The organism is Sphingobium sp. DC-2 (assembly GCF_000722555.1).
Taxonomy (GTDB): Bacteria; Pseudomonadota; Alphaproteobacteria; order Sphingomonadales; family Sphingomonadaceae; genus Sphingobium; species Sphingobium quisquiliarum.
The window spans coordinates 78821-105726 of the sequence record NZ_JNAC01000009.1; the positions used below are offsets into that span (position 1 = coordinate 78821).

Genomic DNA, 26906 nt, shown 5'->3' on the forward strand with positions numbered 1-26906 from the left:
CCGCCGTGCAGCCAGACCGGCAGCGAAACGCACGGAAAAATCATCCGCATCGCCTCCGGGGCTTGCACATTTGGCGGCACGCGCCAATTTGCGCGCGTGTCCGATTCCCCCCCTTCCTCCCGCATCGCCCTGCCCCAGCCGCCAGTTTCGCTGCTGGACGGCGCCGCCCTGTTCCTCGACTTTGACGGCACGCTCGCGCCCATCGCCGACACGCCCGACGGCGTGGCCGTGGACGAGGAACTGATCGGCCTGCTCGGTGAGTTGCGCGACAGGTTGGAAGGACGCCTCGCGATCGTCAGCGGACGGTCGATCGCCACCTTGCGCGATCTGGGCTTTGCCGGGTTCCTGCTGGCCGGAACACACGGCCTTGAAATGGCGCAGCCGGGCGAACGGGTCGAAGCGCCCCCTCGCCGCCCGGCGGTGGACGATGCCGAAGCCGCCTTCCACGCCTTTGCGGAAGGAAAGCCCGGCATATTGGTGGAACGTAAATCGATCAGCGTGGGCCTCCACTTCCGCGGCGCTCCCCAATGGGGCGCGAAGGCGGGCGAGCTGGCCAGCGATCTGGCGGAAAAGCTGGACCTTTCCGTTCAACCGGGCAAGATGCTTTTCGAACTGCGGCCCGGAGGCGCTGACAAGGGCAGCGCGGTGCACGCCCTGATGGCGCGGGAGCCCATGGCGGGCGGACGGCCGGTCTTCATCGGCGACGATGTCACGGACGAGGAAGGCTTTGCCGCCGCCGCCGAATTGGGCGGCGCAGGCATTCTGGTCGGCCCGCCACGGGAAACGCTCGCCGCATTCTCATTGGAACAGGTTGCCGCTGTCAGGCATTATCTCGCCAGGGGGATCGCCAGGCCGCGCTGAGCAACGGCTGGCGCCTTCCCGTTGGAAACCACCAGGGGGGCAGACCGATAGTCAGGAACAGTCAAACAGATTTCGCCGGGAACGAACGCACTCTCGACCTTTGGCCCATCGGCAATTGCCAGGCATCCGCGCTGATCGACCGCGCGGGCAGGATGATATGGGCCTGCGTGCCCCGCGTGGACGGGGATCCCGTTTTTTCCGCCCTTCTCGATGACAAGGCTTGGGAAGGCCCCGATGCGCGCGGCTTCTGGGCGATCGAGCTGGAAAACTGCGTCCGCATCGAGCAGCATTATATCCGCAACACGCCCATATTGGTCACGCGGCAGACCGACGATCATGGCAACGCGATCGAGCTTTACGATTTCTGCCCCCGCTACCGTCATCTGGGCCGCATGTACCGCCCCGTCGCCTTCGCCCGGATCGTCCGCCCCGTGGCGGGCAGCCCCCGCGTCCGCGTGCGGCTGCGCCCCACCACCTCCTGGCATTCGGAAAATGTGCCGATCAGCTATGGTTCCAACCATATCCGGCTGGTGCTGTCCTACATGGCCATGCGCGTTTCGACCAATGCGCCCATCGGCCTTATCAGCCAGGAAAGCTGGTTCCGGCTGGAACATGACATGCATTTCTTCATGGGGCCGGACGAAAGCTTCTCCGATGCCCTGCGTCCCGCCGTGGAAAGGATGCTGGACGACACCATCCACGAATGGCAGGTCTGGGTGCGCGGCCTCGCCATCCCCGCCGAATGGCAGGAAGCCGTCATCCGCTCCGCCATCACGCTCAAGCTCTGCCAGCATGAGGAAACCGGCGCGATCGTCGCGGCGCTGACGACCAGCATTCCCGAACATGCCGATTCAGGGCGCAACTGGGATTATCGCTACTGCTGGATTCGTGACGCTTATTATACGGTGGAGGCACTGAACCGCCTGGGCGCGCTCGACGTGTTGGAAAGCTACCTCGTCTATCTGCGCAATATCGTGGATGGGGCGAAGGGCGGCCATATCCAGCCGCTCTATGATGTGCGCGGCAACGCCACGCTGGAGGAACGGGAGGCGGAAAATCTGCCCGGCTATCGCGGCATGGGGCCCGTGCGCGTCGGCAATGCCGCCTATTCGCAGATCCAGCATGACGCCTATGGCCAGATCGTCCTGTCATCCGTCCAGGGGTTTATCGACCAGCGCCTGCTGCGCATGGCAGGCATGTCTGACTTCGAATCGCTGGAAGCCGTGGGCGAGCGGGCATGGTCCGTCTATGACCAGCCGGACGCCGGCCTGTGGGAGCTGCGCACCCGCGCCCATGTGCACAGCTACAGCGCCGTCATGTGCTGGGCCGCGTGCGACCGTCTGGCCCATGCCGCGGGCGCTCTTGGCCTGCCGGATCGGGAAGTGCATTGGCGCGAGCGTGCGGAGATCATGAAGGCCCGCATCCTGCAATCGGCCTGGCGCAGCAGCAGCAACGCCATCTCCGCGAATTTCGAGGATGACGCCCGCGACGCGTCGCTGCTCCAGCTGCTCGACCTGCGCTTCCTCACGGCCGACAATCCGATGTTCGTCGGCACGCTCAAGGCGCTGGAGAAGGACCTGCGCCGGGGCAACAACATGCTGCGCTACAGCGCGCCCGACGATTTCGGCGAGCCGGTCACCGCCTTCAACGTCTGCACCTTCTGGCTGATCGAGGCGCTGCACCGCACCGGCCGCACGGAGGAGGCGCGGCTGCTGTTCGAAGAAATGCTGTCCCGCCGCACCGCCGCCGGGCTGCTGTCAGAAGATATCGATCCCGTGACCGGGGAATTATGGGGCAATTATCCCCAAACCTACTCATTGGTCGGCATCATCAACTGCGCCGTTCTGCTGAGCAAACCGTGGAGCGTGATGCGATGAGCCGGCTGATAGTCATATCCAATCGGGTGAGCAGGCCCAACAAGTCGGGCAATCAGGGCGGCCTTGCCGTGGCGCTTGCCCAGGCCCTGCGCGAAAGCCGGGGCATCTGGGTCGGCTGGTCGGGCGAGGTCACGGAAAATTTCACCGGCCATATCGGCTTTTCCGAGGATGAAGGGGTGAAGACCGCCACCATCGACCTGGAAGAACAGGATGTAGACGAATATTATAACGGCTACGCCAACAAGACGCTGTGGCCCCTCTTCCATTTCCGCATCGACCTTGCCGAATATGCCCGCGATTTCGAAGGCGGCTACAACCGCGTCAACCAGCGTTTCGCCGACACCACCAGCCCCCTGATCGAGCCCGAAGACATCATCTGGGTGCAGGATTATCACATGATCCCGCTTGGCCAGATGCTGCGGGACAAGGGGCACAAGAACCGGATGGGCTTCTTCCTCCACATCCCCTGGCCGCCCACGCGCCTGCTCGTGTCCCTGCCCCATCATACCAAGCTGGTGCAGACATTGTTCGCCTATGACGTCATCGGCTTTCACACCGAAGAATGGCTGGAATCCTTCCGCCATTATGTGGAGCGGGAGATGAACGGAACGGTCAACGGCGATTTCGTGACGCTGGGCGACCGCACGATCCAGGCGATCGCCTGCCCCATCGGCATCAACGCGCAGGAATATGCCAGCGCCGCGGTCAGCGAGCCTGCGCGGCGGATGTTCGAAAAGGTGCGCCGTTCCTTGCAGGACCGCTCCATGATCGTGGGCGTCGACCGGCTGGACTACAGCAAGGGGCTGGAGGAAAGGTTCAACGGCTATGCCCGCTTTCTCAAGGATCATCCCGAACAGCATCGCAAGGTGGTGCTGACGCAGATCGCGCCGCCCTCGCGCGGAGAGGTGGAAAGCTATCAGCAGATCCGCGCCACGCTCGACGCGATCGCCGGGCGCATCAACGGCGAATATAGCGATGTCGACTGGACGCCGATCCGCTATGTGAACCAGGGCTATCCCCGCGACAAGCTGTCGGGGATATACCGGGCGGCCCGCATCGGCCTGGTCACGCCTTTGCGCGACGGCATGAACTTGGTGGCCAAGGAATATGTGGCCGCGCAGGACCCGGAAGATCCCGGCGTCCTCATCCTGTCCCGCTTCGCTGGCGCCGCGACGCAGCTCAAGGACGCGCTGCTCATCAACCCTTACAGCCCCGAAGAAATGTCGGACGCCATCACCCGCGCGCTCGCCATGCCGCTCGACGAACGCAAGCGCCGCTGGCGGTCGATGATGAATTGCGTGGAGGAACAGGATATCAGCTGGTGGCGGCGCTGCTTTACCGAAAGGCTGATGGCCGCCCGCAATGGCGACAGCAAAGACGCGGCGCAGGTCGAAACCGCCCATTAGGCGGCCGGTAACGGAACGCGGGCGACATGCCTGTCAGCGCGCTAATTGCGCCTGCGCTTCCTTTGGTCTATGGGCCGACGCCAGCAGCCCCGGCACCCGCTAATCCTCCTCGATTCGCGTTGCCGGGGCACATTCTTTCTTGGGAAGACAGGAACGCGCATGGCCCGTCGCCGCCAGATCTACGAAGGCAAGGCAAAGATCCTTTACGAAGGTCCTGAGCCCGGCACGATCATCCAATATTTCAAGGACGACGCGACCGCCTTCAACGCGCAGAAGAAGGGCACGATTTCCGGCAAGGGCGTGCTCAACAACCGCATTTCGGAACATATCTTCACCCTGCTCGGCCAGATCGGCGTGCCGACGCACTTCATCCGCCGCCTCAACATGCGCGAGCAGCTGGTGCGCCAGGTCGAGATCGTGCCGATCGAGGTCGTGGTCCGCAACGTCGCCGCCGGCTCGCTCAGCAAGAAGCTGGGCATCGAGGAAGGGACCCAGCTGCCCCGCACCCTGATCGAATATTGCTACAAGGACGACGCGCTGGGCGACCCGCTCGTGTCCGAAGAACATATCGCCTGCTTCGGCTGGGCCACGCAGGAAGAGATGCACGACATCGCCGACATGGCGATCCGCATCAACGATTTCATGTGCGGCCTCTTCGCCGCCATCGGCATCCGCCTTGTCGACTTCAAGCTGGAGTTCGGCCGCCTGTGGGACGGCGACTATAGCCGCATCATCCTGGCCGACGAGATCAGCCCCGACGGTTGCCGCCTGTGGGACATGAACACCGGCGAAAAGCTGGACAAGGACCGCTTCCGCCGCGATCTGGGCGGCGAAGTCGAAGCCTATCAGGAAGTCGCCCGCCGCCTCGGCCTGCTGCCCGAAGGCGCGGACACGACCGTCCTCGACCTCGACACCCACCGCAAGAAGCGCGGCAAGGACTGATCAATGCTCCCCAATCCTCCCCATCATCGATGGGGAGTGGGGACCGCTAGCGGAACGGGCGGTGAAGGGGATTACCCCAGCACCGCGTCCGCCATCAGCTTGATCCCCAACAGCACCATAAGCGCATAGATCAGTCTATAGAAACGCGCCGGGTCCGTCCGCCGCACCAGCGCCACGCCCATCAGCGTCGCGATCAGCGCGACCGGAGCAAGCATCGCCGTCGCCATCAGGTTGGCGCGCGTAAACTGCCCCAGCGCGGCATAGGCGGGCACCTTCATCCAGTTCATCACTGCAAAGGTGATCGCCGTCGTGCCCACCAGCGTGTCGCGCGGCAGCCGCTTGGGCAGCACCCACATCTGAAAAGGCGGCGACCCGGCATGGGCGATCTGGCTGGTAAAGCCGCTCGCCACCCCGAACAGCGCTCCCACCCAGTTAGGCGAGCTGGACGGCAGCACGATCGCGCCGCGCCGCTCCGTCCAGAGCCGCTGAAGCCCGAACAGCACGGAGATGAACCCCAGCGCGCCCAGCACCATGGTTTCGGGCACCTGCGCGGCGAACAGATAGCCAAGGCCGATGCCTGCGGCCGCTCCGGGAAGCATCACCGCCAGAATATGCCCGTCCCAGTCCCGCCGGAAAGCCCAGACGCTGACCACGTCCTGAAGGATGAGGATGGGCAGCAGGATGGCCGCGCTCCGCACCGGGTCGATGGCCAGCGCCATGATCGGCATGGCCAGCACCCCGGCCCCGGCAAAGCCCCCTTTTGCAAGGCCGGAAATGACGACTGCGACGATGGCGCAACCATAGTAAAAGGCGTCGGCGGACATGCCGCCGCCCTAGACCAGCCCGCCTGCCAGGCGAAGCGATTCCTGCTCGCGCCCCCGCAAAACGTTCAGGCGCTGGCGCGATATCCCACCAGCAGGCCGAAGGCGAAGGTCGCCAGCAGCGCAAGCTGCACCTTCCCATGCGGATCGGAATAGCCGACGATCTGCTGTCCGAAGGCGAACAGTCCGACAAACATCGCCAGTGCAAGACCAGCCATAGCGTGAACCCCTTGATCGACGCCGGTCATCATAACGTCACGCTTGCTAAGAAAGGGATAATGCCTTGCCTGTCCCGCCCCACGGGACTAGGGGGTGCGCCATAGCCATCCACGGAGTTTCGCACCTCATGAAAGCCCGCATCTTCGTCACCCTCAAGGGCGGTGTCCTGGACCCGCAGGGCAAGGCGATCCATCACGCCCTGGAAGGCCTTGGCTTTACCGGCGTCAATGATGTGCGCGCGGGCAAGCTCATCGAACTCGACCTTGCGGATGGCACCAGCGATGACGATATCGACGCCATGTGCCGCAAGCTGCTGGCCAATACGGTCATCGAAAATTACCGCATCGAAAAGGTGGCCTGAGCCATGAAAAGCGCCGTCATCGTCTTCCCCGGCAGTAATTGCGACCGCGACCTCGCCGTGGCTTTCGAGGCGGTGAGCGGCACGAAGCCAGCCATGATCTGGCACCGGGACACCGAATTGCCCGACGATCTGGACCTGATTGGCGTTCCAGGCGGATTTTCCTATGGCGATTATCTACGCTCCGGCGCCATGGCCGCGCGCTCGCCGGTCATGCAGGCTGTGGCGAAGGCGGCGGAGCGCGGCACCTATGTGCTGGGCATCTGCAACGGCTTCCAGGTCCTGACCGAAAGCGGCCTGCTGCCCGGCGCGCTGCTGCGCAACGCCAGCGGCCATTTCATCTGCCGCGACGTCGGCCTGACCGTCGACAATGCGCAGAGCGCCTTCACCAGCAAATATGATGCGGGCGAAACAATCTCTTTCCCCGTCGCGCACCATGACGGCAATTATTTCGCGGACGCGGATACGCTCGACCGGCTGGAAGGCGAAGGCCGCGTGGCTCTGCGCTATGCGGAAAATTGCAACGGCTCAGCGCGCGACATCGCGGGTATCCTCAACGAAGCAGGCAATGTGCTGGGCATGATGCCTCACCCGGAACGCGTGATCGAACCCGCGCACGGCAAGACGGACGGCCGCCGCTTGTTCGAAGGGCTGGTAGAAGGACTGCTGGCGCGCGCTTGAGCCACAGGCGAAAGGCGCCTTTCGCTTACTTCATTCAGCTGACTGGCGGCGCACTGTGCGTATCGCAGCTTTGCGCTGGCTTTGGAGTTACCGGCTGACACTCCTGCGCAGGTTGATGTTCAGAGATCAGGAGCCGATCGGCGCAGGTCCGCCTACCCGCCCCGATGATAATCATATTCAAAGGCGCGCCCCTCCTGCTTCGTCAGGATGGCCCCGATAATCGCCCCGCCCGCGCGCCGCAGCCGGTCGGCCGCCACGCGCAGCCCGCCATGATGGTTGCGGCCCCATTCGACGACCAGCACCGTTGCCTGCGCCTTTGCCGCCAGCAGCGAGGTATCGGGCTGGCCCAAGATCGGCGGCGCATCGATCAGCACCGTGTCATAGCGATCCTGCAATCCCGCCAGCAGCACATCCAGGGAGGGAGTGGACAGAAGCTCCGCCGGATTGGGGGGTATCGCGCCGCTGGGGAGCAGCGATACGCCGGGGGCGGACGCGGCGACGATGACATCCTCCGCCTTGGCCTGCCCCGTCATCACCTCGCTGATGCCCCGCTCGACAGCAATGCCGAAAAGGCTATGCTGCCGTGGCCGCCGCATGTCGGCATCGATCACCAGCACCCGCCGGTCGAGCTTCGCCAAGGCCAGAGCCAGGGCGTGGACGGTGGACGATTTGCCCTCCCCCTCCTGCGCGCTCGTGACCAATATGGATCGCGGCAGCCCTGCGGACGACGCCAGCAGGAGCGATGACGCGATGGGAACGAACGTCTCCACCGCAGGCCGGTCGGACGCTGGCACCGTCCCCAGCAGCGGCAGGTTGGCGCGCTCCGCCAATGTATCGGCGGAGGTCACGGCGTCATCGAACAGATGCCGCCCCGCCACCAGCAGCAGCCCCAGCGCCAGCCCGCCAAGCGAAGCCAGCAGCATGGTCGTGCCGATATGCGGCGAAGACGGACGCGGCGGCACGGCGGCGCGGTCCAGCGGCTGGATGCGCCCGGCCTGAAACCCGGCCTGCGACGCCATGTCGCGATAGCGTTGCAGCAGACTGTCGTGCAGCAGCCTGTAGGTATCGACCGATCGTTCCAGGATGCTCATCTGCACCCCGCGCCCGCGTTCAGCCAGCGCCTGCCGCTCGACATCGGCGATTTCCGATTCGATCTGCTTCTCGCCGTGGACGGCGACCTCATATTGCTCCCTCAGCGATGCGCGGATCGTGTTCGCCATCGCCTGTGCCTGATCGTCCAGCGCCGCCAGCCGGGCCCGCGCCTCGCGCATTTCGGGGTGAGCATCCTTGCGGAACTGCCGTTCCTGGACCACCTCCGCCCGCGCCTGCGCCCGCTGCGCCATCAGTTGCTGCATCGCGCCGTTGTTCAGAACCTCCGGCAGCGTCTCCACGCTGGAAAGGCGCGCGCTTTCCCAACGCTTCTGCGCCGCGATTCGGTCTGCCGTTGCTTGTGCGCGGAACGCGTTCAGCTGCGCCAGACGCGCGGCGCTGCTCCCTTCGGCTGATCCCGGCCCGCGATCCTGCGCCTCGCCTTGCGTGCCGGTCCGGGCGGCATAGACCGCCAGATCCCGCTCCGCCCGCTCCAGATCGCGACGCGCGCCATCCAGTTCGCCCAGCAGGAAGCGGCGCGCCTGCACGCCCGATTCAAAGCCGCGCTTCAAATCGGCCCTGATCAGGCTGTCGGCATAGCTGTTGGCGACGCGCGCCGACAGCACCGGGTCGGCGCTGGTGAAGCTGATGCGGATCACGCGGGACTTGCCCGGCAATTCCACCTCCAGATTGTCCCGCAACAGGCGGATCACCGCTTCCGTTTCCACCTGCCGCTGGCTGAGCGAGCCGGAGCCTCGATCCGGCCGCTTGGCCTTCATCGCATCGAACAATGTCCGGTTGCCGACCAGAGCCAGTTCGCGCGCGACCTCTTCGGCCAGAGACCGGCTGCGCAACACCTCAAGCTCGGTCTGCATCAGCGCTTCATTATCCAAAGGCGCTTGCGGCCGCTGCGGGGCGGCCGCCCCGGCGGCTCCGGCGGGCACGTCCTCCACTTCGACCGAAGCGGTCGCCTTGTAATCCGGCGTCGACAGCAGGATGAAGATGACACCGGCCAGAACGCACAGAGCCATCGTGCCGAACAGGATGACGCGGTGACGCCGCACAGCGGTCCATGCGCCCCGCGCCGCCCGAACGGCCCTGGCCGCCCGCCCTTCCTCGACAGCGGGCGCCACGCCCGGATCGATGCGGATGCTGGAGCCCGCCATCAGCGTCCTCCATCCAGCGCGACGAAGCCCGCGCCGATCGCCGGAAGCGCCAGCAGCCCGCCACCCAAAATCGCCTTCGCCCGCGACAGCCCGACCAGCACCATGTCTCCGGGCAGGATTTCAGGATCGGGAGCTTTCCCCTTGCGGATCGCGGACAGGTCGAACATCGCGGCCGCGCGCACGCCGTCGGTCTGGCGCACCACCATCACCTGTTTCAGGCTGGCCAGCCGTGTCGGCCCTTTCGCCAGGGCCACCGCCTGGAGCAGACCCAGCCGTCCTTCGACAGGGAACAGGCCCGGTTCGCGCACCTCTCCATCCACGGTAATGCGGCGGCCCACGGCCTTTTTCACGAATATGGTGACTTGCGGCGACACCAGATAGCGCTCGCCCAGCTTGCCCGCGATCACATCCGACGCTTCGCTGGCCGAAAGCCCGGCCACTGGGACTTCGCCGATCAACGGCATGCGGATCATGCCCGCAGCGGTCACCTGCGCATCCTCCAGCGAAAGGCCGGGTTCATGATAGACCTGCACCCGCAGCACATCGTCCGCCGCGATCCTGTAATCCATTCCCACGGCAGGTGCGGGGGGAATGACTTCATAGGCAGCCTCCCCCTTGGGCGCATCCTCGACCGTCGTGCAAGCGCCCAGCGAAATGCTCACCGCCAATCCGGTCAGCAGCCGGGTCATCTTGCCGATCGGTTCGTGCATTCCGCTGTAAATCCCCGCAATTTTCCGGCCGCCGCAAGATGGACGGACCTGGGGCGAGGGGTTAACGAGGCGGAAAGGCCATGGCAACCATGGGCAGGACGGCCCGCGCCCGCACTCGGCTGGTCAGACGGCCATTCGGCCCAGCGCAGCCGGGGCAAGACGGCGCGGCTGATCCGGCCACACGCCCCGCGTGTCATAGACGGCCTTGTCGGCGCGTTCGTCCACGGGCACGGATTTGAACATGTCATGATCGACAAGAATGACGAAAACGCTGCATTGTTCCAGAGCCGTATCGAGATCGATCAACTCCGCGCCGGTGCCTGCGAACTCCATGGGCAACGCCTGGGCGTAGGGTTCGACCAGCTTCACCCGGCGGCCATAGCGGCGGGCGAGGCGCGCGGCGACCTTCACCGCCGGGCTTTCCCGGAAATCGTCGATATTGGCCTTGAAGGCCAGACCCAGGCAGGCAATGTCCTCGCCCGGATATTCGTCGATCAGGTCCGACGCGCAGGCGACGACATGATCGGTCTTGTTGTCGTTCACCTCCCGCGCGGTGCGGATCAGGCGGCTGTTTTCGGGATCACCATGAACGATGAACCATGGGTCGACGGCGATGCAATGGCCGCCGACGCCCGGCCCCGGCTGAAGGATGTTGACGCGCGGATGGCGGTTCGCGAGGCGGATGACTTCCCACACGTTAATGTCCATTCGCTCGGCTATGACGGACAGTTCGTTCGCAAAGGCGATATTGACGTCGCGAAAGCTGTTTTCCACCAGCTTCACCATCTCCGCAGCCCGCGCCGTGGTCGTGATGCACGCGCCGCGCACGAACTGGCGGTAGAAGGCCAGCGCCTTGCGCGCACATCGCGGCGTGATGCCGCCGATGCAGCGGTCATTGTCGATCAACTCGACCAGAATGCGGCCCGGCAAGACCCGCTCCGGGCAATAGGAAATGGCGATATCGCCAGCGCCGCCCTGCCCCGGCATCCTGAGGTCCGGGCGCAACTGAGCGAACAGATCGCGCATCGCTTCGGTCGTGCCGACCGGAGAGGTGGATTCAAGGATGACCGTGTCACCGGTCTTCAACACGCTGGCGACGGTGCGCGCCGCGTTCAGCACATGGGAGATATCGGGCGCGCGATCCTCCGCAACGGGCGTCGGCACTGCGATGATGAAGACGTCGCTCGGCTCCACCTCCAGACTGGCGCGCAGGTTCCCGCGCGCAACGACGCCCTGCACAAGCCCGTCCAGATCAACTTCCTCGATATGGACGCGGCCGGAATTGACAGTCTCGACCACATGCGCGCTGATATCGACGCCGACCACCTGACACCCGCCGCGCGCGATCAGCGCTGCGGTCGGCAGGCCGATATAGCCAAGGCCGATGACGGAAACCTTCTGCTGTTTGTCGACGGGCATGCGATGATCCTGGGAAGCCAATGATTTGCATCGCTTTCTGCCGGGAAATGCTGAAGATTTCGGTAACGGCGATGCCGAAGGAGCGCGCCGCATTTCCGTGCTCCTGCCCTACGCCGCCTCGTCCAGCCCTTCTGCCTGCCCGGCATCCTTGGCGATGACCGCCGCGATCCGCTGCGCGGCCACGCCGTCTCCAAAGGGATTATGCGCGCGCGCCATCGCCGCATAGGCACTGCCATCGTCCAGCAGCGCCAGCACCTCGCGCACGATCCGCTCGCGGTCCGTGCCGACCAGCTTCGCCGTTCCCGCGTCGACCCCCTCTGGACGTTCGGTCGTTTCGCGCATCACCAGCACTGGCTTGCCCAGTGAAGGCGCTTCCTCCTGCACGCCGCCGCTGTCGGTCAACACCAGTTCGCACATATCGAGCAGCCGGACGAAATGCGGATAGTCGAGCGGATCGATCATCGCGACATTGGGCAGGCCGCCCAGAACAGCTTCCATAACCGGGCGGACATTGGGATTGGGATGCACGGGGAAAATGACCGCGACATCGGGCCGCGCCGCAATGTCGGCGATCGACCGTGCGATGGCCTCCATGCCGCCGCCGAAATTCTCCCGCCGGTGGCTCGTGACGGCCACGATCCGCTTGCCCGCGAACCGCGCCGCCAGATCGTCCAGCCCTGCCGCCAGCGATGGCATGGCGTTCAACCGCTCGCGCGTCGCGAGCAGCGCGTCGATCACCGTGTTGCCGGTCACATATATGCTCTTGGCCGCGCGATTTTCCCGCCGCAGCGCGTCAGCCGCCCCTTGGGTAGGCGCAAAGTTCATGTCGGCGATGCAGGCGACGACGCGGCGGTTCACCTCCTCCGGCCAGGGATGATGAATGTCGCCGCTGCGCAGCCCCGCTTCCACATGGGCGACGGGAATCTGGCGGTAATAGGCGGCAAGGCTGGCGACCATGGTCGTCAGCGTATCGCCATGCACCACCACGCGGTCGGGCCGCTCAGCGTCGAAGGACTTGCCAAGCTCCACGATCAGCTTTGCGGTCAAGCCGTCCAGCGTCTGGCCAGCCGTCATCACGTCCAGATCGACGTCCGGCCTGATGCCGGCAATGTCCAGCACCTGGTCCAGCAGTCCGCGATGCTGCGCCGTCACGATGACGCGCGTGTCCACCTGATCATGGGCGCGCAGGGCATGGATCACGGGAAACAGCTTTATCGCTTCCGGCCGTGTCCCGAATACCACCGCAACCTTCATCTTCGCCCCCTTGTGCGTGCCATTTGGGCGATTTTCGCAGCTAATCGTAACCATCGTCTGAACAAGGGGTAACTCGGACGCGCGCTTTTGCACGCGCAATGACCTGTGCTAGGGCCCGTCGACCTTTCCATTTCAAGGGGCTGCGGAAGTTTATGAAGATCACGATGATCGGCACGGGGTATGTCGGCCTGGTATCGGGCGCCTGCTTCGCCGATTTCGGCCACGACGTCGTCTGCGTCGACAAGGTCGCCGAAAAGATCCAGGCGATCGAATCCGGCCGCATGCCGATCTATGAGCCCGGCCTCGACCAGCTGGTCGCGAACAATGCCGCCGCCGGGCGCCTGACCTTCACCACGGACCTCGCCGCTGGCGTAAAGGGGGCGGATGCGATCTTCATCGCCGTTGGCACCCCCTCCCGCCGGGGTGATGGCCATGCGGACCTGAGCTACGTCTATGCCGCCGCGCGGGAGATTGCGGAATCGCTCGATGGACCGGCGGTGATCGTCACCAAGTCCACCGTTCCTGTCGGCACGGGCGACGAAGTCGAACGCATCGTCAAGGAAGTCCGTCCCGACCTGGACATCCAGGTCGTTTCCAACCCCGAATTCCTGCGCGAAGGCGCGGCGATCAGCGATTTCAAACGGCCGGACCGCGTCGTCGTCGGCACCACCGGCAATGAACGGGCCATCGCCGTGATGGCGCAGATCTACCGGCCGCTGAACCTCAATCAGGCGCCGGTCATGTTCACCGGTCGGCGCACGGCGGAACTGATCAAATATGCCGCCAATGCCTTTCTGGCGACCAAGATCACCTTCATCAACGAAATGGCCGACCTGTGCGAGGCGGTGGGCGCGGAAGTGCAGGACGTGTCGCGCGGCATCGGCCTCGACAACCGGATCGGGTCCAAATTCCTGCATGCGGGGCCGGGCTATGGCGGGTCCTGCTTCCCCAAGGATACGCTGGCGCTCGTCAAGACCGGACAGGATTATGACACGCCGATCCGCATCGTCGAAACGGTCGTGCAGGTGAACGACCTTCGTAAAAGGGCGATGGGGCGCAAGATCGTCAAGGCGCTGGGCGGGGAGGCGCGGGGCAAGAAAGTCGCGCTGCTCGGCCTGACCTTCAAGCCCAATACCGACGATATGCGCGATGCGCCCAGCCTGGCCATCGTGCAGGCGCTGGAGGATGCGGGCGCGAAGATCGTCGCCTATGATCCCGAAGGCATGGAAGTCGCCGCGCCGATGATGCCCAGCGTGAAGATGGCCCGCGACGCTTATGAAGCCGCATCGGGCGCTGACGCGGTGGTGCTGGTCACGGAATGGGATATTTTCCGCGCGCTCGACCTCAAGCGCCTCGCCGCTTCGATGAACACGCCGCTTCTGGTCGACCTGCGCAACATCTACCCGCGCACGGAGGCGGAAGCGGCTGGCTTTTCGCTCATCCGCGTCGGCGGTAAGGGCGTGGAAGCCGCATGAGGCTGCCGCCGGAGGAGGGGCGGGATCACCACCTCGCCCTTCCACGGCTGCATCACTGGCTGATCGCCGCCGCCCTGCTTTTTCTCCTGACGCTGGTCGTGCCGGTGATGGCTGGCCTTACCTGACGGTGTCGGGCAATGTGCTCCCCAGAAAGGCTGGAGCCCGGCCCACGCGCCCTCAAGCCTTCAACTTCCACCCGCGCCGCAGCAGCATATAGCACAGCACCGCCAGCGCGATGTTCAGCACCAGCAGCACGATGCTGCCCACGACCACATCGCCGTCGGCCGCCGCGACGAAGCCATAACGAAACCCCGAAATCGCGTAGAAGAAGGGGTTCGCATGGCTGATCGCCCTGAACACGGGCGAAAGCCGGTCGATGGAATAGAAGGTCCCCGACAGCAGCGTCATCGGGCCGATCACGAAATTTGTGATGGCCGCCGCATGGTCGAACTTTTCCGCCCAGATGGACGTCAGCACGCCGATAAAAGCGGTGAGCGACGCCCCCATCAGGCCGAACCAGACGATCGCCCAGGGATGCGCTGGCGTCACATGGACGCCGGGCCACAGCGCCATCGCGCCCCACAAGGCCAATCCGACACAGACTGCGCGCGTCACCGCCGCACCGACCAGCGCCAGCAGCAATTCGCCGTTGGACAGCGGCGGCATCAGATAATCGATCAACGTTCCCTGCATCTTGCCCGCCAGCAGGGAAAAGCTGCTGTTGGCGAAGGCATTGTTCATCATCCCCATGATCATGAGGCCGGGGGCGATGAAATCGGCGAAGGGAACGCCCAGCACCTGCCGGTTCGCGCCGCCCAGCGCGATGGTGAAGATGACCAGAAACATCAGCGTCGTTACGGCGGGCGCCCAGATGGTCTGCAACTGGACCTTCATGAAACGCCGGACTTCCTTGCGGTACAGCGCGCGCATCCCTGCCCAGTTGACGTTGCGGATGACCATTTCGCCCGGCTCGTGAAAGCGTGGTTGCCGGGACGCGTTTGTTACAAATTGGGACTGGTCGTTCATGATCGGATCGACTATCGGCTGGCCTGATATGCCGCAAGGGCGTTGTGTGCGGAATTGTGCGCCCCATATAGGGCGCGAACCGGATATTGTGAGGAGTTATTCATTGTCCTGGACTGACGAGCGCATCGACCAGCTCAAGGCGATGTGGGAAAAGGGCCTGACCGCCAGCCAGATCGCTGACGAACTGGGTGGCGTCAGCCGCAACGCCGTGATCGGCAAGGCCCATCGCCTCGGTCTGCAATCGCGCCCTTCGCCCGTGAAGGCGAACGAAGTGCCCAAGAAGGCCGCGCCCGTGCGCAAGCCTGTTGCCGCCGCACCGGCCGTCGAAGCACCCAAACCCGCGCCCGTTCAGCAGAACGCGGCCGTGCGCACCGCCCCGCCCGCGCCCGCCCCGGCGGCCGCGCCTTCCGCCGCCGCAGCGCCCGCCAACGACGCGACGCCTGCGCCTCAGCCGCGCATCATTTCCGTTGGTCCCGGCGGCTTCCTGCGTCAGGGTCCGGGCGACCAGCAGGCGCCGATCCCGCCTGCGCCGCCCCGCCGCCTGGTTCCCGCAAAGCCCAGCCCGGACATTGCGGGCAAGACGACGTTGCTCGACCTGACCGAGCGCATCTGCAAATGGCCGATGGGCCATCCGGGCGAACCCGACTTCCACTTCTGCGGTGAAGCGGTGAACCCCGGCTTTCCCTATTGCGTCGAACATTGCGGCCGCGCCTATCAGGCGCAGTTGCCGCGCGGCACGCGCCGTCCGCCGCCGCCCCTGCCCTTTGGCGGTCCGCGCGTCCGCTGAAGCTGCCGCAGCACTGATCCAGCAAGGGGCCGGTCCGACATGACCGGCTCCTTCTTCTTGGCTGCGCTTGCACCTGCCGCTCACCCGCTTATAGCTGTGGGCCATGTCCGATCTGTTTCAGAGCCAGCCGCTCAGTTCCTCCGGTTACGACGCGTCCTCCATCGAAGTCCTTGAAGGATTGGAGCCCGTCCGCCGCCGCCCCGGCATGTATATCGGCGGCACGGACGAACGCGCGCTCCATCACCTTGCCAGCGAGGTGCTGGACAACAGTATGGACGAAGCGGTTGCGGGCCATGCGACCCGGATCGAAGTGCTGCTGGAGCCGGGCAACAAGCTGACGATCGTCGACAATGGGCGCGGCATTCCGGTCGGGATGCACCCGAAATTTCCGGGCAAGTCGGCGCTGGAAGTCATCCTGACCACGCTGCATTCCGGCGGCAAGTTCACTGACAAGGCCTATGCGACCTCCGGCGGCCTGCATGGCGTCGGCATCAGCGTGGTCAATGCCCTGTCGGCAGTCACTGTGGTCGAAGTCGCGCTCAACAAGGAGCTTTTCCGCCAGAGCTTTGCCCGTGGCCTGCCCACCAGCGGCCTGGAAAAAATCGGCGCGGCTCCTAACCGCCGCGGCACGTCCGTCAGCTTCATTCCTGATCAGGAGATTTTTGGGGAGCAGAAGTTCAAGCCCGCGCGCCTCTACCGCCTCGCCCGGTCTAAAGCCTATCTGTTCGCGGGCGTTGAAATCCGCTGGAAATGCGCGCCCGAACTGATCAGCGACGATACGCCGCCGGAAGCCGTATTCCAGTTCCCTGGCGGTCTCGCCGACCATCTCAAGGAACAGGTGGGGACCCGCGAATGCGCCACCAGCGCCTTCTTCTCCGGCAATCAGGATTTTCCCGACGCCGCCGGGCGCGTGGAGTGGGCGGTCGCCTGGCCGCTCTGGTCCGACGGCAGCTATAGCTGGTATTGCAATACCATCCCCACTCCCGATGGCGGCACGCATGAAAACGGCCTGCGTGCGGCTCTGGTCAAGGGCATCCGCGCCTTTGCCGAACTGGTGGGCAACAAGAAGGCGAAGGACATCACCGCCGACGACATCGTGACTTCGTCGGAAATCATGCTGTCCGTCTTCATCCGCGACCCGCAGTTTCAAAGCCAGACCAAGGACCGCCTGACCAGTCCCGAAGCCGCGCGCCTCGTCGAAAATGCCGTGCGCGACCATTTCGACCATTATCTGTCCGACCATATGGAACGCGGCAAGGCGCTGCTCGCCTATGTGATCGACCGCATGGACGAACGGCTCAAGCGCAAGGCCGAAAAGGAGGTGAAGCGCAAGACCGCAACCTCCGCGCGCAAGCTGCGCCTGCCCGGCAAGCTCACCGACTGTTCGATTGATGGCCCCGAAGGCACGGAAATCTTCCTGGTGGAAGGCGATTCCGCAGGCGGCTCGGCCAAGCAGGCGCGTGATCGCAAGACGCAGGCCATTCTGCCCCTGCGCGGCAAGATCCTGAACGTCGCATCGGCGAACACGGCGAAGATACTGGCGAACCAGGAAATCGCCGACATGATCCTCGCTTTCGGCTGCGGTACGCGCAAGGACTGCAATCCCGACAATCTGCGCTACGAACGCATCGTCATCATGACCGACGCCGATGTCGACGGCGCGCATATCGCGACGCTGCTGATGACCTTTTTCTTCCAGGAAATGCCGGAACTGGTGCGGCGCGGCCATCTCTACCTCGCCCAGCCGCCGCTCTACCGCATCGTCGCAGGCGGCAAGAGCCTCTACGCACGGGACGACGCCCATCGCGACGAACTTCTCGCCACGGAGTTCAAGGGCAAGAAGGTCGAGGTCAGCCGCTTCAAGGGTCTTGGCGAAATGAATCCCGGCCAGCTGCGGGAAACGACGATGGACCCCAAGACCCGCGGCCTCATCCGCATCACCCTGCCCGACGATGTCGAGGACCGGCAGCAGGTCCGCGAATTGGTGGAGCGGCTGATGGGCACCAATCCCGCGCATCGCTTCGCCTTCATTCAGGAAAATGCCGCGACTGTGGACGAAGAAGCGATCGACGCCTGACGTCATTTTTTGGTGACGCCGTGCTTTCATGGCTAGCGCCGCATTAACCACTGCGGGGCACGGGATGTTCAACCTTCCGCGCGATATGGGCAAGCATGTCAGGCTTCGCCCCGATCCTTCGCATCGCTTCCCGCGCCGCGCCCGCCCTGCTGCTGGCGGCTTGTGGCGGCGCTGCGCTCGCAGAAACCAGCGTGCCGTCGATTGCCACGGCCTCTGCGTTGAGCGGTCCGGCCTACGGCAATGCAGATCGCCTCGCATCCACCCTGCTTGCCGGTGGCATGAGCCGCCTCGCCGCGATCAGCGCGCAACAGGGCAGCGCATCGCCGCTTGGCTGGCCGCCGCCGCTCGCCGAACCGCAAGCCATCATCAATGACGGCAGCGTCAAAAAAATGCTCGCGCAGATGCCCGGATGGGAATTGCAGGGCGTCCGCCTGACGCTGAACCCGCCTGCCTTCAGCTACAGCCAGCCCGACCTCGTGGCCGCCTTCATGCGCAGCCTCCTGGCAGCGCCCGCAGCCCCGGTTCAGCCGCAATCCTTCCTGCTGCCGAAGCCCACGACAATCACCTCCGCTCCCCGCAATGGCCAGCCCGACATTTTCGGCTCAGTGGCCATGGCAGTGAGCCGGACGCCGCTCGATGACAAATGGGCATCGGCCGTTCGTTCCAGCCCTGCCGCGGCACTTCCGGCCAGCCTGATACGGTCGGCCCGCGCCGCCACAGGCTTGCAGCAGGTGGCGATGGTGAACAGCTGGGTCAACCGCCAGCTACGCTTCGCCGACGACCGGCAGGGCCATGACAGTTGGGCTTCGGCCAGCCAGTCGCTGCGGCGCGGCGCGGGCGACTGCGAAGATTATGCCATCGCCAAGATGCAGCTTCTCGAAGCAGCGGGCTTCGACCGGCGCGCCCTGTTCCTCGTCATCGCCCGCGATCTGGTGAGACAGGCCGACCACGCAGTTCTCGCGGTACGGGTCGGGGACGATCTGATGATCCTCGACAATATGACCGACCGGATTCTGCCATCCTCTTCGGTCAGCGACTACCGCCCGATCATGAGCTTCAACGCTTATGGCCGCTGGACTCACGGCTATCGCATGACCCCGCCGCAGCCGGTCCAGTTCGCCGCCCGCTGAACCGTTACGACCCTCACCGCTCTCTCAGAGCTTCTTCTCTTGCTTTGATGATGGGTTTGAGGAGGTAGGCGAGGACGGACTTTTGTCCTGTGAGGATTTCGACATCACATATCATGCCTGGAGTGATGGGGAGTTTGCGTGTGGCTGATCCATTCCAGCGAAAAAAACGGGCGACCAGTCCTTGCGACCGATCGCCCGTTCATGATGCGACCCATAGGCTTACCGGAGCCGTTCCTGTTCCTCATGGTCCGGCGCATGAGCCGGTGAAAACCTATGGGAAAAAGGTGCCCCTCCGATGCCATCATGGATAACGATTGGTAAAGCGTTGGCAATTCACCCCAAGGGTTATATCTTTTGTTAAAGAGGTCTTACACCATGACTGCTGACGAGCGCCGGATGTGCTCAGCCGCCATGGCCATCATCCTGCTGCGCTGCGCCGCCAGAACCGTTGGGAGCAGCAGGCATTGAGGCCAGCACACCCTCCATCCGCTTGCTCCGCCCGCTGTGCGCGCCCGTGATGCGGCGGAATGTCGATAGGGCATAGTCCGCCAGCGGCCGGGCAGCATCAAATCTTTTGCGTGCGATGTAGAAGTCCACCAGATTTTCAAGCGCCATCTGGCAACCGGGATCATCCTCGCCCCGCGTGCGGGCATAGCCGTCGAAGACGCGGCGCAGCAGCAGTTCGGACTCGCGATAGTGGCCGGTGGCTTCCAGATGCAGCGCCAGATCATTGGCCGAAATCAGCGCGCGTGGATCATCCGGGCCGAACAGCTCCTCCGCAAGCGCCAGGGCCTTGCGCGCAGGCTCCACGCCATCGGACGCGCGCCCGGCGGCATAAGCCGATTGCGCCGACGCCACCAATGCGCGCCATTCCTTTTCCCGCGCCTCGGTCACGCCGGGCACATAGGGCGCTTGCGCCTGCGCTGCCATCGCCAGTCCCAGCAGCATGGCAGCGGCAATGAATTTCAGTCTGAAAACATGACCGGACATGAGCGCCTTCCCCCCTTCGCCTCCCCCACTGCCGCACCATGCAGCCAGTCCGGTTACGAAAGCGCGAACCCAAGGCAGGCGGCAGGCGCGATCAGCCGGTCAAAGCCTCAACCAGCGCCTTGACCTTCTTCTGCCGCCATTGGGGCAAGGGCGCGATCAGCCAATAGCCGCAGGCCGACCCCTGCGCATCCCCCACCGTCCGCACCCGGCCCGCGTCAATGTCGGACTGGGCGAGCAGCAAGGGCACAGTTGCGCGGCCAAAGCCGTTCACCGCAGCCTCGATCGCCAGCCCCGCATCGGCCACGCGGATGATGGCTGGTTCCGCGCTGTTCGGACAGCCCGGCCATTCGATCCGGTGCTCAGGGCCGCCCCCGGTTCCTTCCACGGTCACGAAAGACGCTTCGCCCAGCTTCACCCCTTCATGCTCGCCCGGCCCTTCGGCAAGGCGCAAGGCGAGGTCCAGATTGGCTTCGGTGAAGTCCAGGCTTTCGTCCGCCGCGACGAGGGAGAATTTGATGTCCGGCTGGCTCGCCGCATAGGCTGCCAGACGCGGCTGGAGCCATTTCGCGGTGATGTCGCGCGGCGCCGCGATGGTGAGCGAGGAGCTTGATTGCCCCGCCTGCATGGCGCGGACCGCTTCCTCAAATTGCAGGAAGCCTGCCCGCAATGCCTCCAGCCCGGCTTCCGTTTCCGGGGTCAACTCAAGCCCCTTGGGCGTGCGGCGGAACAGCACGACGCCCAGCAGATCCTCCAGCGCCCGTATCTGCTGACCGACGGCGGCAGGCGTCACCGCCAGTTCGTCGGCAGCGCGCGTGAAGGACAGGTGACGCGCGGCTGCATCCAGAACGCGCAGGCCGTTCAGCGGCAAATGGGTACGTTTCATTCAGCGACCGCCGGAGCTATGAGCGCGAAATGCGGGATCGCGATGTCGAACGTCTCCCCGCTCGCGCCGATCATATGATAATGCCCCCGCATGGACCCTGTGGGCGTGTTGAGCGGACAGCCGGACACATAATCATAGCTTTTGCCCGGATGCACCACGGGCTGTTCTCCCACCACGCCGTCGCCATCGACCCGATGCTGCGTCCCGCGCCCGTCAGTGATGATCCAGTGACGGGTCAGCAGTTGCACCGGCTGCTCCCCGTCATTTTCGATGCGGATATGATAGGCCCAGAACCATCGGCCGCGATCGGGCTCCGACTGTTCGGGCAGGAATGTCACGGCCACATGCACGCTGATGCCGCGCGTGGTCGCATGGAAGGGGAAAAGCGCGTTCACGGCCAAAGGAATGCGCCTTTCACCCCTTGCCCGTCAACGGCCTATCGCCTTGAGCGCGCGATCCAGATCGTCAATCACGTCCTGCGGGTCTTCCAACCCGACGTTCAGGCGCAGCATATCCTCGGTAATGCCGACCTCCAGCCGCGCCGCTTCCGCCATGCCATAATGGGTGGTGGAGGCCGGGTGCGTCATCAGCGAGCGGGAATCGCCGATATTGTTGCTGATGTCGACCAGTTCCAGGGCGTTGAGCAGGCCGTGCGCCTCCTTCCGCCTGCCGCCGACATAAAGCGAGAAGATGGGGCCAGCCATCTCCATCTGCTTCATGGCCAGCGCATGTTGCGGATGGCTTTCAAGTCCGGGATAAAGCACCTTGTCCACCCGGCCCTCCAGGAATTTGGCGACCTTCAGCGCATTTTCGCTCTGGCGGCGAATGCGCAGGTCCAGCGTCTCCAGCCCCTTCAGCACGACCCAGGCGTTGAATGCGGCGAGCGTCGGCCCGGTATTGCGGTGGAAGGGCAGCAGCGTGTTGATGATGAAATCTTCCGTGCCGCAGACCGCGCCCGCCAGCACCCGGCCCTGCCCGTCCATCATCTTGGTCGCGCTATAGGCCACCACGTCAGCGCCGAATTCCAGCGGGCGCTGCAATGCGGGCGTGGCAAAGGCATTGTCCACGACGCTGGTGATGCCATGCGCCCTGGCGATGCCGCAGATCGCCGCCATGTCGGCGACGTCCATCGTCGGATTGGCGGGCGTTTCGAAGAAGAAGACCTTGGTATTGGGACGGACCGCCTTTTCCCAGGCATCATTGTCGGTCGCATCGACCGTCGTCGTTTCAATGCCGAATTTGGGCAGCAGCGTGTCGGTCAGCCAGCGGCAGGACCCGAACAGCGCCTTGCCAGCGACGACATGGTCGCCCGCCGACAACTGGCACAGCAGCGCCGCGGTCATCGCCGCCATGCCGCTCGCTGTGGACCGGCATGCTTCCGCGCCTTCCAGCAGGGCGATACGCTTTTCCAGCATTTCCACGGTCGGATTCTGGAGGCGGCTGTAGGTCATGCCCTGCTGCTCGCCGGCAAAGCGCGCCGCCGCATCCTCCGCCCGGTCATAGCAATAGCCGCTGGTCAGGAACAGCGCCTCGGACGTTTCGCCCCACTCGCTGCGCGCGCTGCCGCCCCGCACGGCGAGCGTCGCAGGCCGCCAGTTCTTGGTGATCTCCGGGTCCTGACCGCTCTTGCGCTTCATATTCCGTTCCTCAATTCAGCGCGGCCAGCACCGCATCGCCCATTTCGACCGTGCTCATCGTGCCGCCCAGGTCAGGGCTGCGCGCGCCACCCGCCAGCGCCCTGGCGACGGCCGCCTCGATCCGGTCGGCCTGTTCCGGCATGGCGAGCGAGTAACGCAGCATCATGGCCGCCGACAGGACCGTTGCCAGCGGATTGGCCTTGCCCTGCCCGGCAATGTCGGGCGCGGAGCCGTGGATCGGCTCATAGAGGCCCTGATTGCTGTCGTTGAGCGTGGCCGACGCCAGCATGCCGATCGACCCGACGCACATGCTGGCCTGATCGGACAGGATGTCGCCGAACATATTGCCGGTGACGATCACGTCGAACTGGCCCGGATCGCGCACCAACTGCATCGCCGCATTGTCCACATACATATGGCTCAGGGCGACATCGGGATATTCGGCCGACACCTCGATCACGACATCGCGCCATAGCTGGCTGGTTTCCAGCACATTGGCCTTGTCCACCGAGCAGAGCTTGCCCCGCCGCGCGCGCGCCGCCTGGAAACCCTGATGCGCGATCTTGCGCACCTGTTCCTCATTATAGGACATGATGTCATAGCCTTCACGCAGGCCATCGGCTGTCTTGCGCATGCCCTTTTCACCGAAATAGACGTCGCCATTGGTCTCGCGCACGATCAGCAGGTCGATGGCGCTCGCCACCTCCTTCTTCAGCGCGGACGCGTCCGCCAGTTCGGGGAAGACCTTGGCCGGGCGCAGGTTGGAAAAGAGGCCCATCGCCTTGCGCAGGCCCAGAATCGCCTGTTCAGGCCGCAGGTGGCGCTCCAGCGAGTCGCAGTCGGGATCGCCCACCGCGCCGAACAGGATGGCGTCGGCGCGCTTCGCAAGGTCCAGCGTTTCGGGCGGCAGCGGATGGCCCACCGCCTTGTAGGCAGCGCCGCCGACCAGCCCCTCTTCATAGGTGAGGCCGTCGATCCCCAGCGCGTCCAGAACCCGCCTCGCCTGCGCGACGATCTCCGGGCCGATACCGTCTCCGGGAAAAAGGGCGATCAACATATCCAACCTCATCCAAAATTCACATCGTCCGCATGGCGGCGCCAACCGGCCCGCCCTTGCAAGATGCGGACGCCATGCGCAAGGCGTGTTTTGCAGCTAGCCCGCCACCCGGCCCAGCCTTTCCACCAGCCGTTCCCGCGCTGCCAGCACATCGGCGCGCCAGCCGGTCAGCACCGACCGTTCCAGGAAAAAGCCGGTGAGGCGCAGCCCATCCAGTACCGCCTGCCAGTCCCCCGTCCCCCCTTCCAGCAGGAAAGCGGGGAGCGGCAGCAGGCGGCTTTCATAACCCTCTGCGCCGGTACGGCTGACGGCGGCTGCGCTGCGGGGGCTGACAAAGGCAAGGTCTGCGTCTCCCCCGGTTGCTGCGCACCGGCCAAGGTCCAGCCCAAAACCCAGTTCCGCCAGCAGCAGCAATTCATAGCGCACCAGAGCCGCGGCCCATCCGCGCGCGGCGGGCGCAGCCTCGACAGCACCGAGAACGCCGTCGAGCGCCTGAAAGAGCGCCGGATGCGGCGTCCCTTCGGACAAGGCGGCCGCCGTAAGCGCGCACGCCCAATCGATGGCAGCGGCGGGCAAGGGCTCCGACAGCAAGGGCGCGCGGCTATGCTCCAGTTCCAGGCTGAGACCCGCCAGCTGCTCCTCTGTCCGCGCGCGGAACTCCGCTTTCACTGCGTTACCCGGCAGCAGCACCGGCCGCATCGCGCGCGACCGCCCGCCCCGGACATAGCCCGCCAGCAATCCATGATGGGGTGTCAATAGCCGCGCGATCGCGCCATGTTCGCCATGATGCCGTGCGGCGCAAACCAAAGCGGGAGTGATCAGCGCCGGCATGGCCCTCCCTTACAGCCGCGCCCATCCCAATGCCATGGGCATCGCGACGCTGATGAGAGCGGATAGGGAGTGATTTCGGTTCCTGCGCGTGGTCAATTCGGACCGGGGCCAGCGCCTGCAACAGGCTGCCATGCAGATCGCATTGCAGCCCTCTATAATATATTCGTTATACTGCCGCCTTATTGAGAACGGCCAAGCATCCATAAATCAGAAAATGAATCATCCGTGGAAGTAGTCATAGACTTGTTGCGCAACTGCCTTCGATACGCCGGGCGCTTTCTGCAAATCCTCCAGCGCGGCGCTCTTTACGGCCTTGGCTGTACCGAAATGCATCAGCAAAGCTTTCTTCCGCGACGGGCCGATGCCTGGAACTTCATCCAGTGAACTGACGGTGATCGCCTTGCTGCGCTTCTGCCGGTGCGCGCCGATGGCGAAGCGATGCGCTTCGTCCCGCAGCCGCTGGAGGTAGAAAAGAACGGGATGATTCAGCGGGAAGGTGATTTCCCGCCCATCGGGCATATGGAACACCTCCCGCCCGGCATTGCGGTCAGGCCCCTTGGCCACGCCGATCATGCACACATCCTCGATCCCCATATCTTCCAATATGGCGCGCGCGGCCGAAAGCTGCCCCTTGCCGCCGTCGATCAGGACGAGGTCGGGCCACTCCCCGCCGTCGCGATCGGGGTCCTCCCGCGCCGCCCGGCCGAAGCGCCGCTCGAACACCTCCCGCATCATGGCGAAGTCGTCGCCGGGCGTGGTTTCGGGATTGCGGATGTTGAACTTGCGATAGGCGTTCTTGCGGAAACCCTCCGGCCCCGCCACCACCATCGCGCCCAGCGCATTGGTGCCCTGGATATGGCTGTTGTCGTAGATTTCGATCCGGTCCGGCACGCCGTCCAGCCCGAACCTCTCCACCATCTCCTCCAGCACCCTGGCCTGTGTCGTCGTTTCCGCCAGCCGCCGGTCCAGCGCCTCCACGGCGTTGCGCTGCGCCTGCTGGATCAGCCGCGTGCGCGCGCCCCTTTGCGGCACCTCTATCCGCACCTTGGCTCCCAGCCGTTCGCCCAGGGCCTGCGCCATCAGTTCGCACTCTGCAGGCGCGCGATCGGACAGGATCAGCTTTGGAGGCGGCACTTCTTCGTAAAATTGCGCCATGAAGCTCGCCAGCACCTCATCTTCGCTGACCTCTGCCGTATGGACGGGAAAGAAGCTGCGGTGGCCCCAATTCTGGCCGCCGCGAATGAAGAAGGCCTGGATGCACATCGCCCCGCCCTTGGCAGCCAGCGCGAAGATATCCGCGTCGCCAAGCCCATCGGCGTTGATCGCCTGGCTCCCCTGGATGAAGGTCAGCGCCTTCAACCGGTCGCGCAGCACGGCCGCCTGTTCGAAATCCAGCGCTTCCGACGCGGTCTGCATCGCCTGCCCCAGCTTCTTCTGCACCGCGGTTGACTTGCCGCCCAGGAAGTCCTGCGCGTCCTTCACCAGTTCGGCATAGCCCGCATCGTCGATCCGCCCGACGCATGGCGCGGAACAGCGGCGAATCTGGTAGAGGAGGCAGGGGCGCGAGCGGTTGGCGAAGAAGCTGTCGGTGCAGCTCCGCAGCAGGAACAGCTTCTGAAGCGCGTTGATCGTCCGCGTCACTGATCCGGCGCTGGCGAAGGGACCATAATAGCGCCCCTTATATTTGCGCGCGCCGCGATGCTTCTGCACCCGGGGAAAGGCGTGATCCTCCCGCAGCAGGATGAAGGGAAAGCTTTTGTCGTCGCGCAGCAGCACATTATAGGGCGGGCGAAAGCGCTTGATCAATTGCGCTTCCAGCAGCAGCGCCTCCGCCTCGCTGTTGGTGGTCACGATCGTCATGGACCGCGTCTGCGAGACCATGCGCTGCAACCGCTTGGGAAGGCGGTCCACCTGCGTATAGTTGGCGACGCGGTTCCGCAGAGCACGCGCCTTGCCGACATAGAGCACGTCGCCCCGCGCGTCCTGCATGCGGTAGACGCCGGGCCGCACCGGCAGCGTCTTCAACGTGGTACGGATCGCCTCCACGCCAGCTTCGATGTCCGGCGTTCCCGCGCCGCGAACGGTGTAACTGGCTTTGTCTTCGTGAAAACGGTCAGGCGATTGGGGATGCGACATAGGGCAGAGATAGCGGTGGCTGTGGCAAGCGCAATGGCCTTGACCAGCGGCTCACCGACTATCCGCGGCCTTAG

General features: G+C 64.7%; 25 protein-coding genes and 1 pseudogene. 11 read left to right on the forward strand and 15 right to left on the reverse strand.

Features of this window, described 5'->3' with window-relative positions:
• The first annotated feature begins 96 nt into the window (after positions 1–96).
• The 4 genes from otsB to purC all read left to right on the forward strand — a co-directional run bounded on the left by otsB (position 97) and on the right by purC (position 5086).
• Positions 97–861 carry a trehalose-phosphatase gene (gene otsB / locus ET21_RS0102220; RefSeq protein ID WP_030538414.1) on the forward strand — a complete coding sequence of 255 codons (765 nt, stop codon included), beginning with the start codon at positions 97–99 and terminating at the stop codon, positions 859–861.
• A 107-nt stretch (positions 862–968) separates the two neighbouring features.
• Entirely contained in the window at positions 969–2738 is a 1770-nt protein-coding gene (locus ET21_RS0102225) for a glycoside hydrolase family 15 protein (protein ID WP_272945205.1), read from the forward strand.
• Positions 2735–4144 (forward strand): alpha,alpha-trehalose-phosphate synthase (UDP-forming), encoded by a 1410-nt coding sequence (gene otsA / locus ET21_RS0102230; protein ID WP_021239293.1) that lies wholly within the window; start codon positions 2735–2737, stop codon positions 4142–4144. Before ET21_RS0102225 ends, otsA begins: the two co-directional genes overlap by 4 nt.
• 159 nt (positions 4145–4303) lie before the next feature.
• On the forward strand, positions 4304–5086 hold the full coding sequence (gene purC / locus ET21_RS0102235; protein WP_021239294.1) for a phosphoribosylaminoimidazolesuccinocarboxamide synthase: 783 nt from the start codon (positions 4304–4306) through the stop codon (positions 5084–5086).
• 71 nt (positions 5087–5157) lie between these two features.
• Here the strand turns inward: purC and ET21_RS0102240 are convergent, their stop codons facing one another.
• Positions 5158–5910, reverse strand: a complete 753-nt coding sequence (locus ET21_RS0102240; RefSeq protein WP_030538416.1) for a sulfite exporter TauE/SafE family protein — start codon at positions 5908–5910, stop codon at positions 5158–5160.
• A gap of 65 nt (positions 5911–5975) precedes the next feature.
• On the reverse strand, positions 5976–6125 hold the full coding sequence (locus ET21_RS28130; RefSeq protein WP_021239296.1) for a hypothetical protein: 150 nt from the start codon (positions 6123–6125) through the stop codon (positions 5976–5978).
• Between the two features lie 128 nt (positions 6126–6253).
• On the opposite strand from ET21_RS28130, the gene purS reads away from it, so the two are divergent.
• Both purS and purQ read left to right on the forward strand, forming a co-directional pair.
• Positions 6254–6487: a phosphoribosylformylglycinamidine synthase subunit PurS gene (gene purS, locus ET21_RS0102250; RefSeq protein ID WP_021239297.1), complete on the forward strand. Its 234-nt coding sequence runs from the start codon at positions 6254–6256 to the stop codon at positions 6485–6487.
• A 3-nt stretch (positions 6488–6490) separates the two neighbouring features.
• The gene (gene purQ / locus ET21_RS0102255; protein WP_021239298.1) at positions 6491–7165 is read left to right on the forward strand and encodes a phosphoribosylformylglycinamidine synthase subunit PurQ; all 675 of its coding nucleotides are present in this window, start codon (positions 6491–6493) and stop codon (positions 7163–7165) included.
• 152 nt (positions 7166–7317) lie between these two features.
• Here purQ and ET21_RS0102260 read toward each other — a convergent pair whose 3' ends face one another.
• From ET21_RS0102260 to wecB, 4 genes are all read right to left on the reverse strand, one after another.
• The gene (locus tag ET21_RS0102260; protein ID WP_030538417.1) at positions 7318–9420 is read right to left on the reverse strand and encodes a polysaccharide biosynthesis tyrosine autokinase; all 2103 of its coding nucleotides are present in this window, start codon (positions 9418–9420) and stop codon (positions 7318–7320) included.
• Complete coding sequence (locus tag ET21_RS0102265) at positions 9420–10130, reverse strand: polysaccharide biosynthesis/export family protein (protein ID WP_030538418.1); 711 nt, start codon at positions 10128–10130, stop codon at positions 9420–9422. Before ET21_RS0102265 ends, ET21_RS0102260 begins: the two co-directional genes overlap by 1 nt.
• 123 nt (positions 10131–10253) lie before the next feature.
• Entirely contained in the window at positions 10254–11549 is a 1296-nt protein-coding gene (gene wecC / locus ET21_RS0102270) for a UDP-N-acetyl-D-mannosamine dehydrogenase (protein WP_030538419.1), read from the reverse strand.
• Positions 11550–11657: 108 nt separating this feature from the next.
• Positions 11658–12803 carry a non-hydrolyzing UDP-N-acetylglucosamine 2-epimerase gene (wecB, locus tag ET21_RS0102275; RefSeq protein ID WP_030538420.1) on the reverse strand — a complete coding sequence of 382 codons (1146 nt, stop codon included), beginning with the start codon at positions 12801–12803 and terminating at the stop codon, positions 11658–11660.
• A gap of 152 nt (positions 12804–12955) precedes the next feature.
• Here wecB and ET21_RS0102280 point away from each other — a divergent pair, with 152 nt between their 5' ends.
• Both ET21_RS0102280 and ET21_RS28720 read left to right on the forward strand, forming a co-directional pair.
• Complete coding sequence (locus tag ET21_RS0102280; RefSeq protein WP_021239303.1) at positions 12956–14278, forward strand: UDP-glucose/GDP-mannose dehydrogenase family protein; 1323 nt, start codon at positions 12956–12958, stop codon at positions 14276–14278.
• Positions 14275–14403, forward strand: coding sequence for a hypothetical protein (locus ET21_RS28720; protein WP_021239304.1), 129 nt, complete (start codon positions 14275–14277; stop codon positions 14401–14403). The genes ET21_RS0102280 and ET21_RS28720 overlap by 4 nt, the downstream gene beginning before the upstream one ends.
• A gap of 52 nt (positions 14404–14455) precedes the next feature.
• Here the strand turns inward: ET21_RS28720 and ET21_RS0102290 are convergent, their stop codons facing one another.
• Positions 14456–15238, reverse strand: coding sequence for an ABC transporter permease (locus ET21_RS0102290; RefSeq protein WP_237751469.1), 783 nt, complete (start codon positions 15236–15238; stop codon positions 14456–14458).
• 169 nt (positions 15239–15407) lie between these two features.
• Here ET21_RS0102290 and ET21_RS0102295 point away from each other — a divergent pair, with 169 nt between their 5' ends.
• The 3 genes from ET21_RS0102295 to ET21_RS0102305 all read left to right on the forward strand — a co-directional run bounded on the left by ET21_RS0102295 (position 15408) and on the right by ET21_RS0102305 (position 19298).
• Positions 15408–16091, forward strand: coding sequence for a GcrA family cell cycle regulator (locus ET21_RS0102295; protein ID WP_030538422.1), 684 nt, complete (start codon positions 15408–15410; stop codon positions 16089–16091).
• Positions 16092–16194: 103 nt separating this feature from the next.
• Positions 16195–18168, forward strand: a complete 1974-nt coding sequence (parE, locus tag ET21_RS0102300) for a DNA topoisomerase IV subunit B (protein WP_030538423.1) — start codon at positions 16195–16197, stop codon at positions 18166–18168.
• Positions 18169–18263: 95 nt separating this feature from the next.
• The gene (locus tag ET21_RS0102305; protein WP_030538424.1) at positions 18264–19298 is read left to right on the forward strand and encodes a transglutaminase-like cysteine peptidase; all 1035 of its coding nucleotides are present in this window, start codon (positions 18264–18266) and stop codon (positions 19296–19298) included.
• A gap of 13 nt (positions 19299–19311) precedes the next feature.
• Here the strand turns inward: ET21_RS0102305 and ET21_RS28325 are convergent.
• The 8 genes and pseudogenes from ET21_RS28325 to uvrC all read right to left on the reverse strand — a co-directional run.
• Positions 19312–19455: pseudogene (locus ET21_RS28325) on the reverse strand (HlyD family type I secretion periplasmic adaptor subunit); the annotation flags it as partial.
• 245 nt (positions 19456–19700) lie between these two features.
• Positions 19701–20288 carry a tetratricopeptide repeat protein gene (locus ET21_RS0102310; RefSeq protein ID WP_051767921.1) on the reverse strand — a complete coding sequence of 196 codons (588 nt, stop codon included), beginning with the start codon at positions 20286–20288 and terminating at the stop codon, positions 19701–19703.
• A gap of 91 nt (positions 20289–20379) precedes the next feature.
• Complete coding sequence (locus ET21_RS0102315; protein WP_030538426.1) at positions 20380–21171, reverse strand: LysR family transcriptional regulator; 792 nt, start codon at positions 21169–21171, stop codon at positions 20380–20382.
• Complete coding sequence (gene apaG, locus ET21_RS0102320) at positions 21168–21566, reverse strand: Co2+/Mg2+ efflux protein ApaG (RefSeq protein WP_030538427.1); 399 nt, start codon at positions 21564–21566, stop codon at positions 21168–21170. The genes ET21_RS0102315 and apaG overlap by 4 nt, the downstream gene beginning before the upstream one ends.
• 33 nt (positions 21567–21599) lie before the next feature.
• Complete coding sequence (locus ET21_RS0102325; protein WP_030538428.1) at positions 21600–22808, reverse strand: PLP-dependent aspartate aminotransferase family protein; 1209 nt, start codon at positions 22806–22808, stop codon at positions 21600–21602.
• 10 nt (positions 22809–22818) lie between these two features.
• The gene (leuB, locus tag ET21_RS0102330; RefSeq protein ID WP_030538429.1) at positions 22819–23865 is read right to left on the reverse strand and encodes a 3-isopropylmalate dehydrogenase; all 1047 of its coding nucleotides are present in this window, start codon (positions 23863–23865) and stop codon (positions 22819–22821) included.
• 96 nt (positions 23866–23961) lie between these two features.
• Entirely contained in the window at positions 23962–24696 is a 735-nt protein-coding gene (gene recO, locus ET21_RS0102335) for a DNA repair protein RecO (RefSeq protein ID WP_030538430.1), read from the reverse strand.
• A gap of 219 nt (positions 24697–24915) precedes the next feature.
• On the reverse strand, positions 24916–26832 hold the full coding sequence (gene uvrC / locus ET21_RS0102340) for an excinuclease ABC subunit UvrC (RefSeq protein ID WP_030538431.1): 1917 nt from the start codon (positions 26830–26832) through the stop codon (positions 24916–24918).
• Positions 26833–26906 lie beyond the last annotated feature (74 nt).

Excerpts from the sequence above, each read along its gene's own strand:
- uvrC (WP_030538431.1), bottom strand. The coding sequence starts at position 26,832 with ATGTCGCATCCCCAATCGCCTGACCGTTTTCACGAAGACAAAGCCAGT.
- ET21_RS0102305 (WP_030538424.1), top strand. The coding sequence starts at position 18,264 with ATGTCAGGCTTCGCCCCGATCCTTCGCATCGCTTCCCGCGCCGCGCCC.
- ET21_RS0102280 (WP_021239303.1), top strand. The coding sequence starts at position 12,956 with ATGAAGATCACGATGATCGGCACGGGGTATGTCGGCCTGGTATCGGGC.
- wecC (WP_030538419.1), bottom strand. The coding sequence starts at position 11,549 with ATGCCCGTCGACAAACAGCAGAAGGTTTCCGTCATCGGCCTTGGCTAT.
- ET21_RS0102310 (WP_051767921.1), bottom strand. The coding sequence starts at position 20,288 with ATGTCCGGTCATGTTTTCAGACTGAAATTCATTGCCGCTGCCATGCTG.
- ET21_RS0102325 (WP_030538428.1), bottom strand. The coding sequence starts at position 22,808 with ATGAAGCGCAAGAGCGGTCAGGACCCGGAGATCACCAAGAACTGGCGG.
- ET21_RS0102260 (WP_030538417.1), bottom strand. The coding sequence starts at position 9,420 with ATGGCGGGCTCCAGCATCCGCATCGATCCGGGCGTGGCGCCCGCTGTC.
- ET21_RS0102265 (WP_030538418.1), bottom strand. The coding sequence starts at position 10,130 with ATGCACGAACCGATCGGCAAGATGACCCGGCTGCTGACCGGATTGGCG.
- ET21_RS0102290 (WP_237751469.1), bottom strand. The coding sequence starts at position 15,238 with ATGGTCATCCGCAACGTCAACTGGGCAGGGATGCGCGCGCTGTACCGC.
- ET21_RS0102315 (WP_030538426.1), bottom strand. The coding sequence starts at position 21,171 with ATGAAACGTACCCATTTGCCGCTGAACGGCCTGCGCGTTCTGGATGCA.
- purC (WP_021239294.1), top strand. The coding sequence starts at position 4,304 with ATGGCCCGTCGCCGCCAGATCTACGAAGGCAAGGCAAAGATCCTTTAC.
- parE (WP_030538423.1), top strand. The coding sequence starts at position 16,195 with ATGTCCGATCTGTTTCAGAGCCAGCCGCTCAGTTCCTCCGGTTACGAC.
- recO (WP_030538430.1), bottom strand. The coding sequence starts at position 24,696 with ATGCCGGCGCTGATCACTCCCGCTTTGGTTTGCGCCGCACGGCATCAT.
- ET21_RS28720 (WP_021239304.1), top strand. The coding sequence starts at position 14,275 with ATGAGGCTGCCGCCGGAGGAGGGGCGGGATCACCACCTCGCCCTTCCA.
- otsA (WP_021239293.1), top strand. The coding sequence starts at position 2,735 with ATGAGCCGGCTGATAGTCATATCCAATCGGGTGAGCAGGCCCAACAAG.
- leuB (WP_030538429.1), bottom strand. The coding sequence starts at position 23,865 with ATGTTGATCGCCCTTTTTCCCGGAGACGGTATCGGCCCGGAGATCGTC.
- ET21_RS0102240 (WP_030538416.1), bottom strand. The coding sequence starts at position 5,910 with ATGTCCGCCGACGCCTTTTACTATGGTTGCGCCATCGTCGCAGTCGTC.
- purQ (WP_021239298.1), top strand. The coding sequence starts at position 6,491 with ATGAAAAGCGCCGTCATCGTCTTCCCCGGCAGTAATTGCGACCGCGAC.
- wecB (WP_030538420.1), bottom strand. The coding sequence starts at position 12,803 with ATGAAGGTTGCGGTGGTATTCGGGACACGGCCGGAAGCGATAAAGCTG.
- ET21_RS28130 (WP_021239296.1), bottom strand. The coding sequence starts at position 6,125 with ATGGCTGGTCTTGCACTGGCGATGTTTGTCGGACTGTTCGCCTTCGGA.
- purS (WP_021239297.1), top strand. The coding sequence starts at position 6,254 with ATGAAAGCCCGCATCTTCGTCACCCTCAAGGGCGGTGTCCTGGACCCG.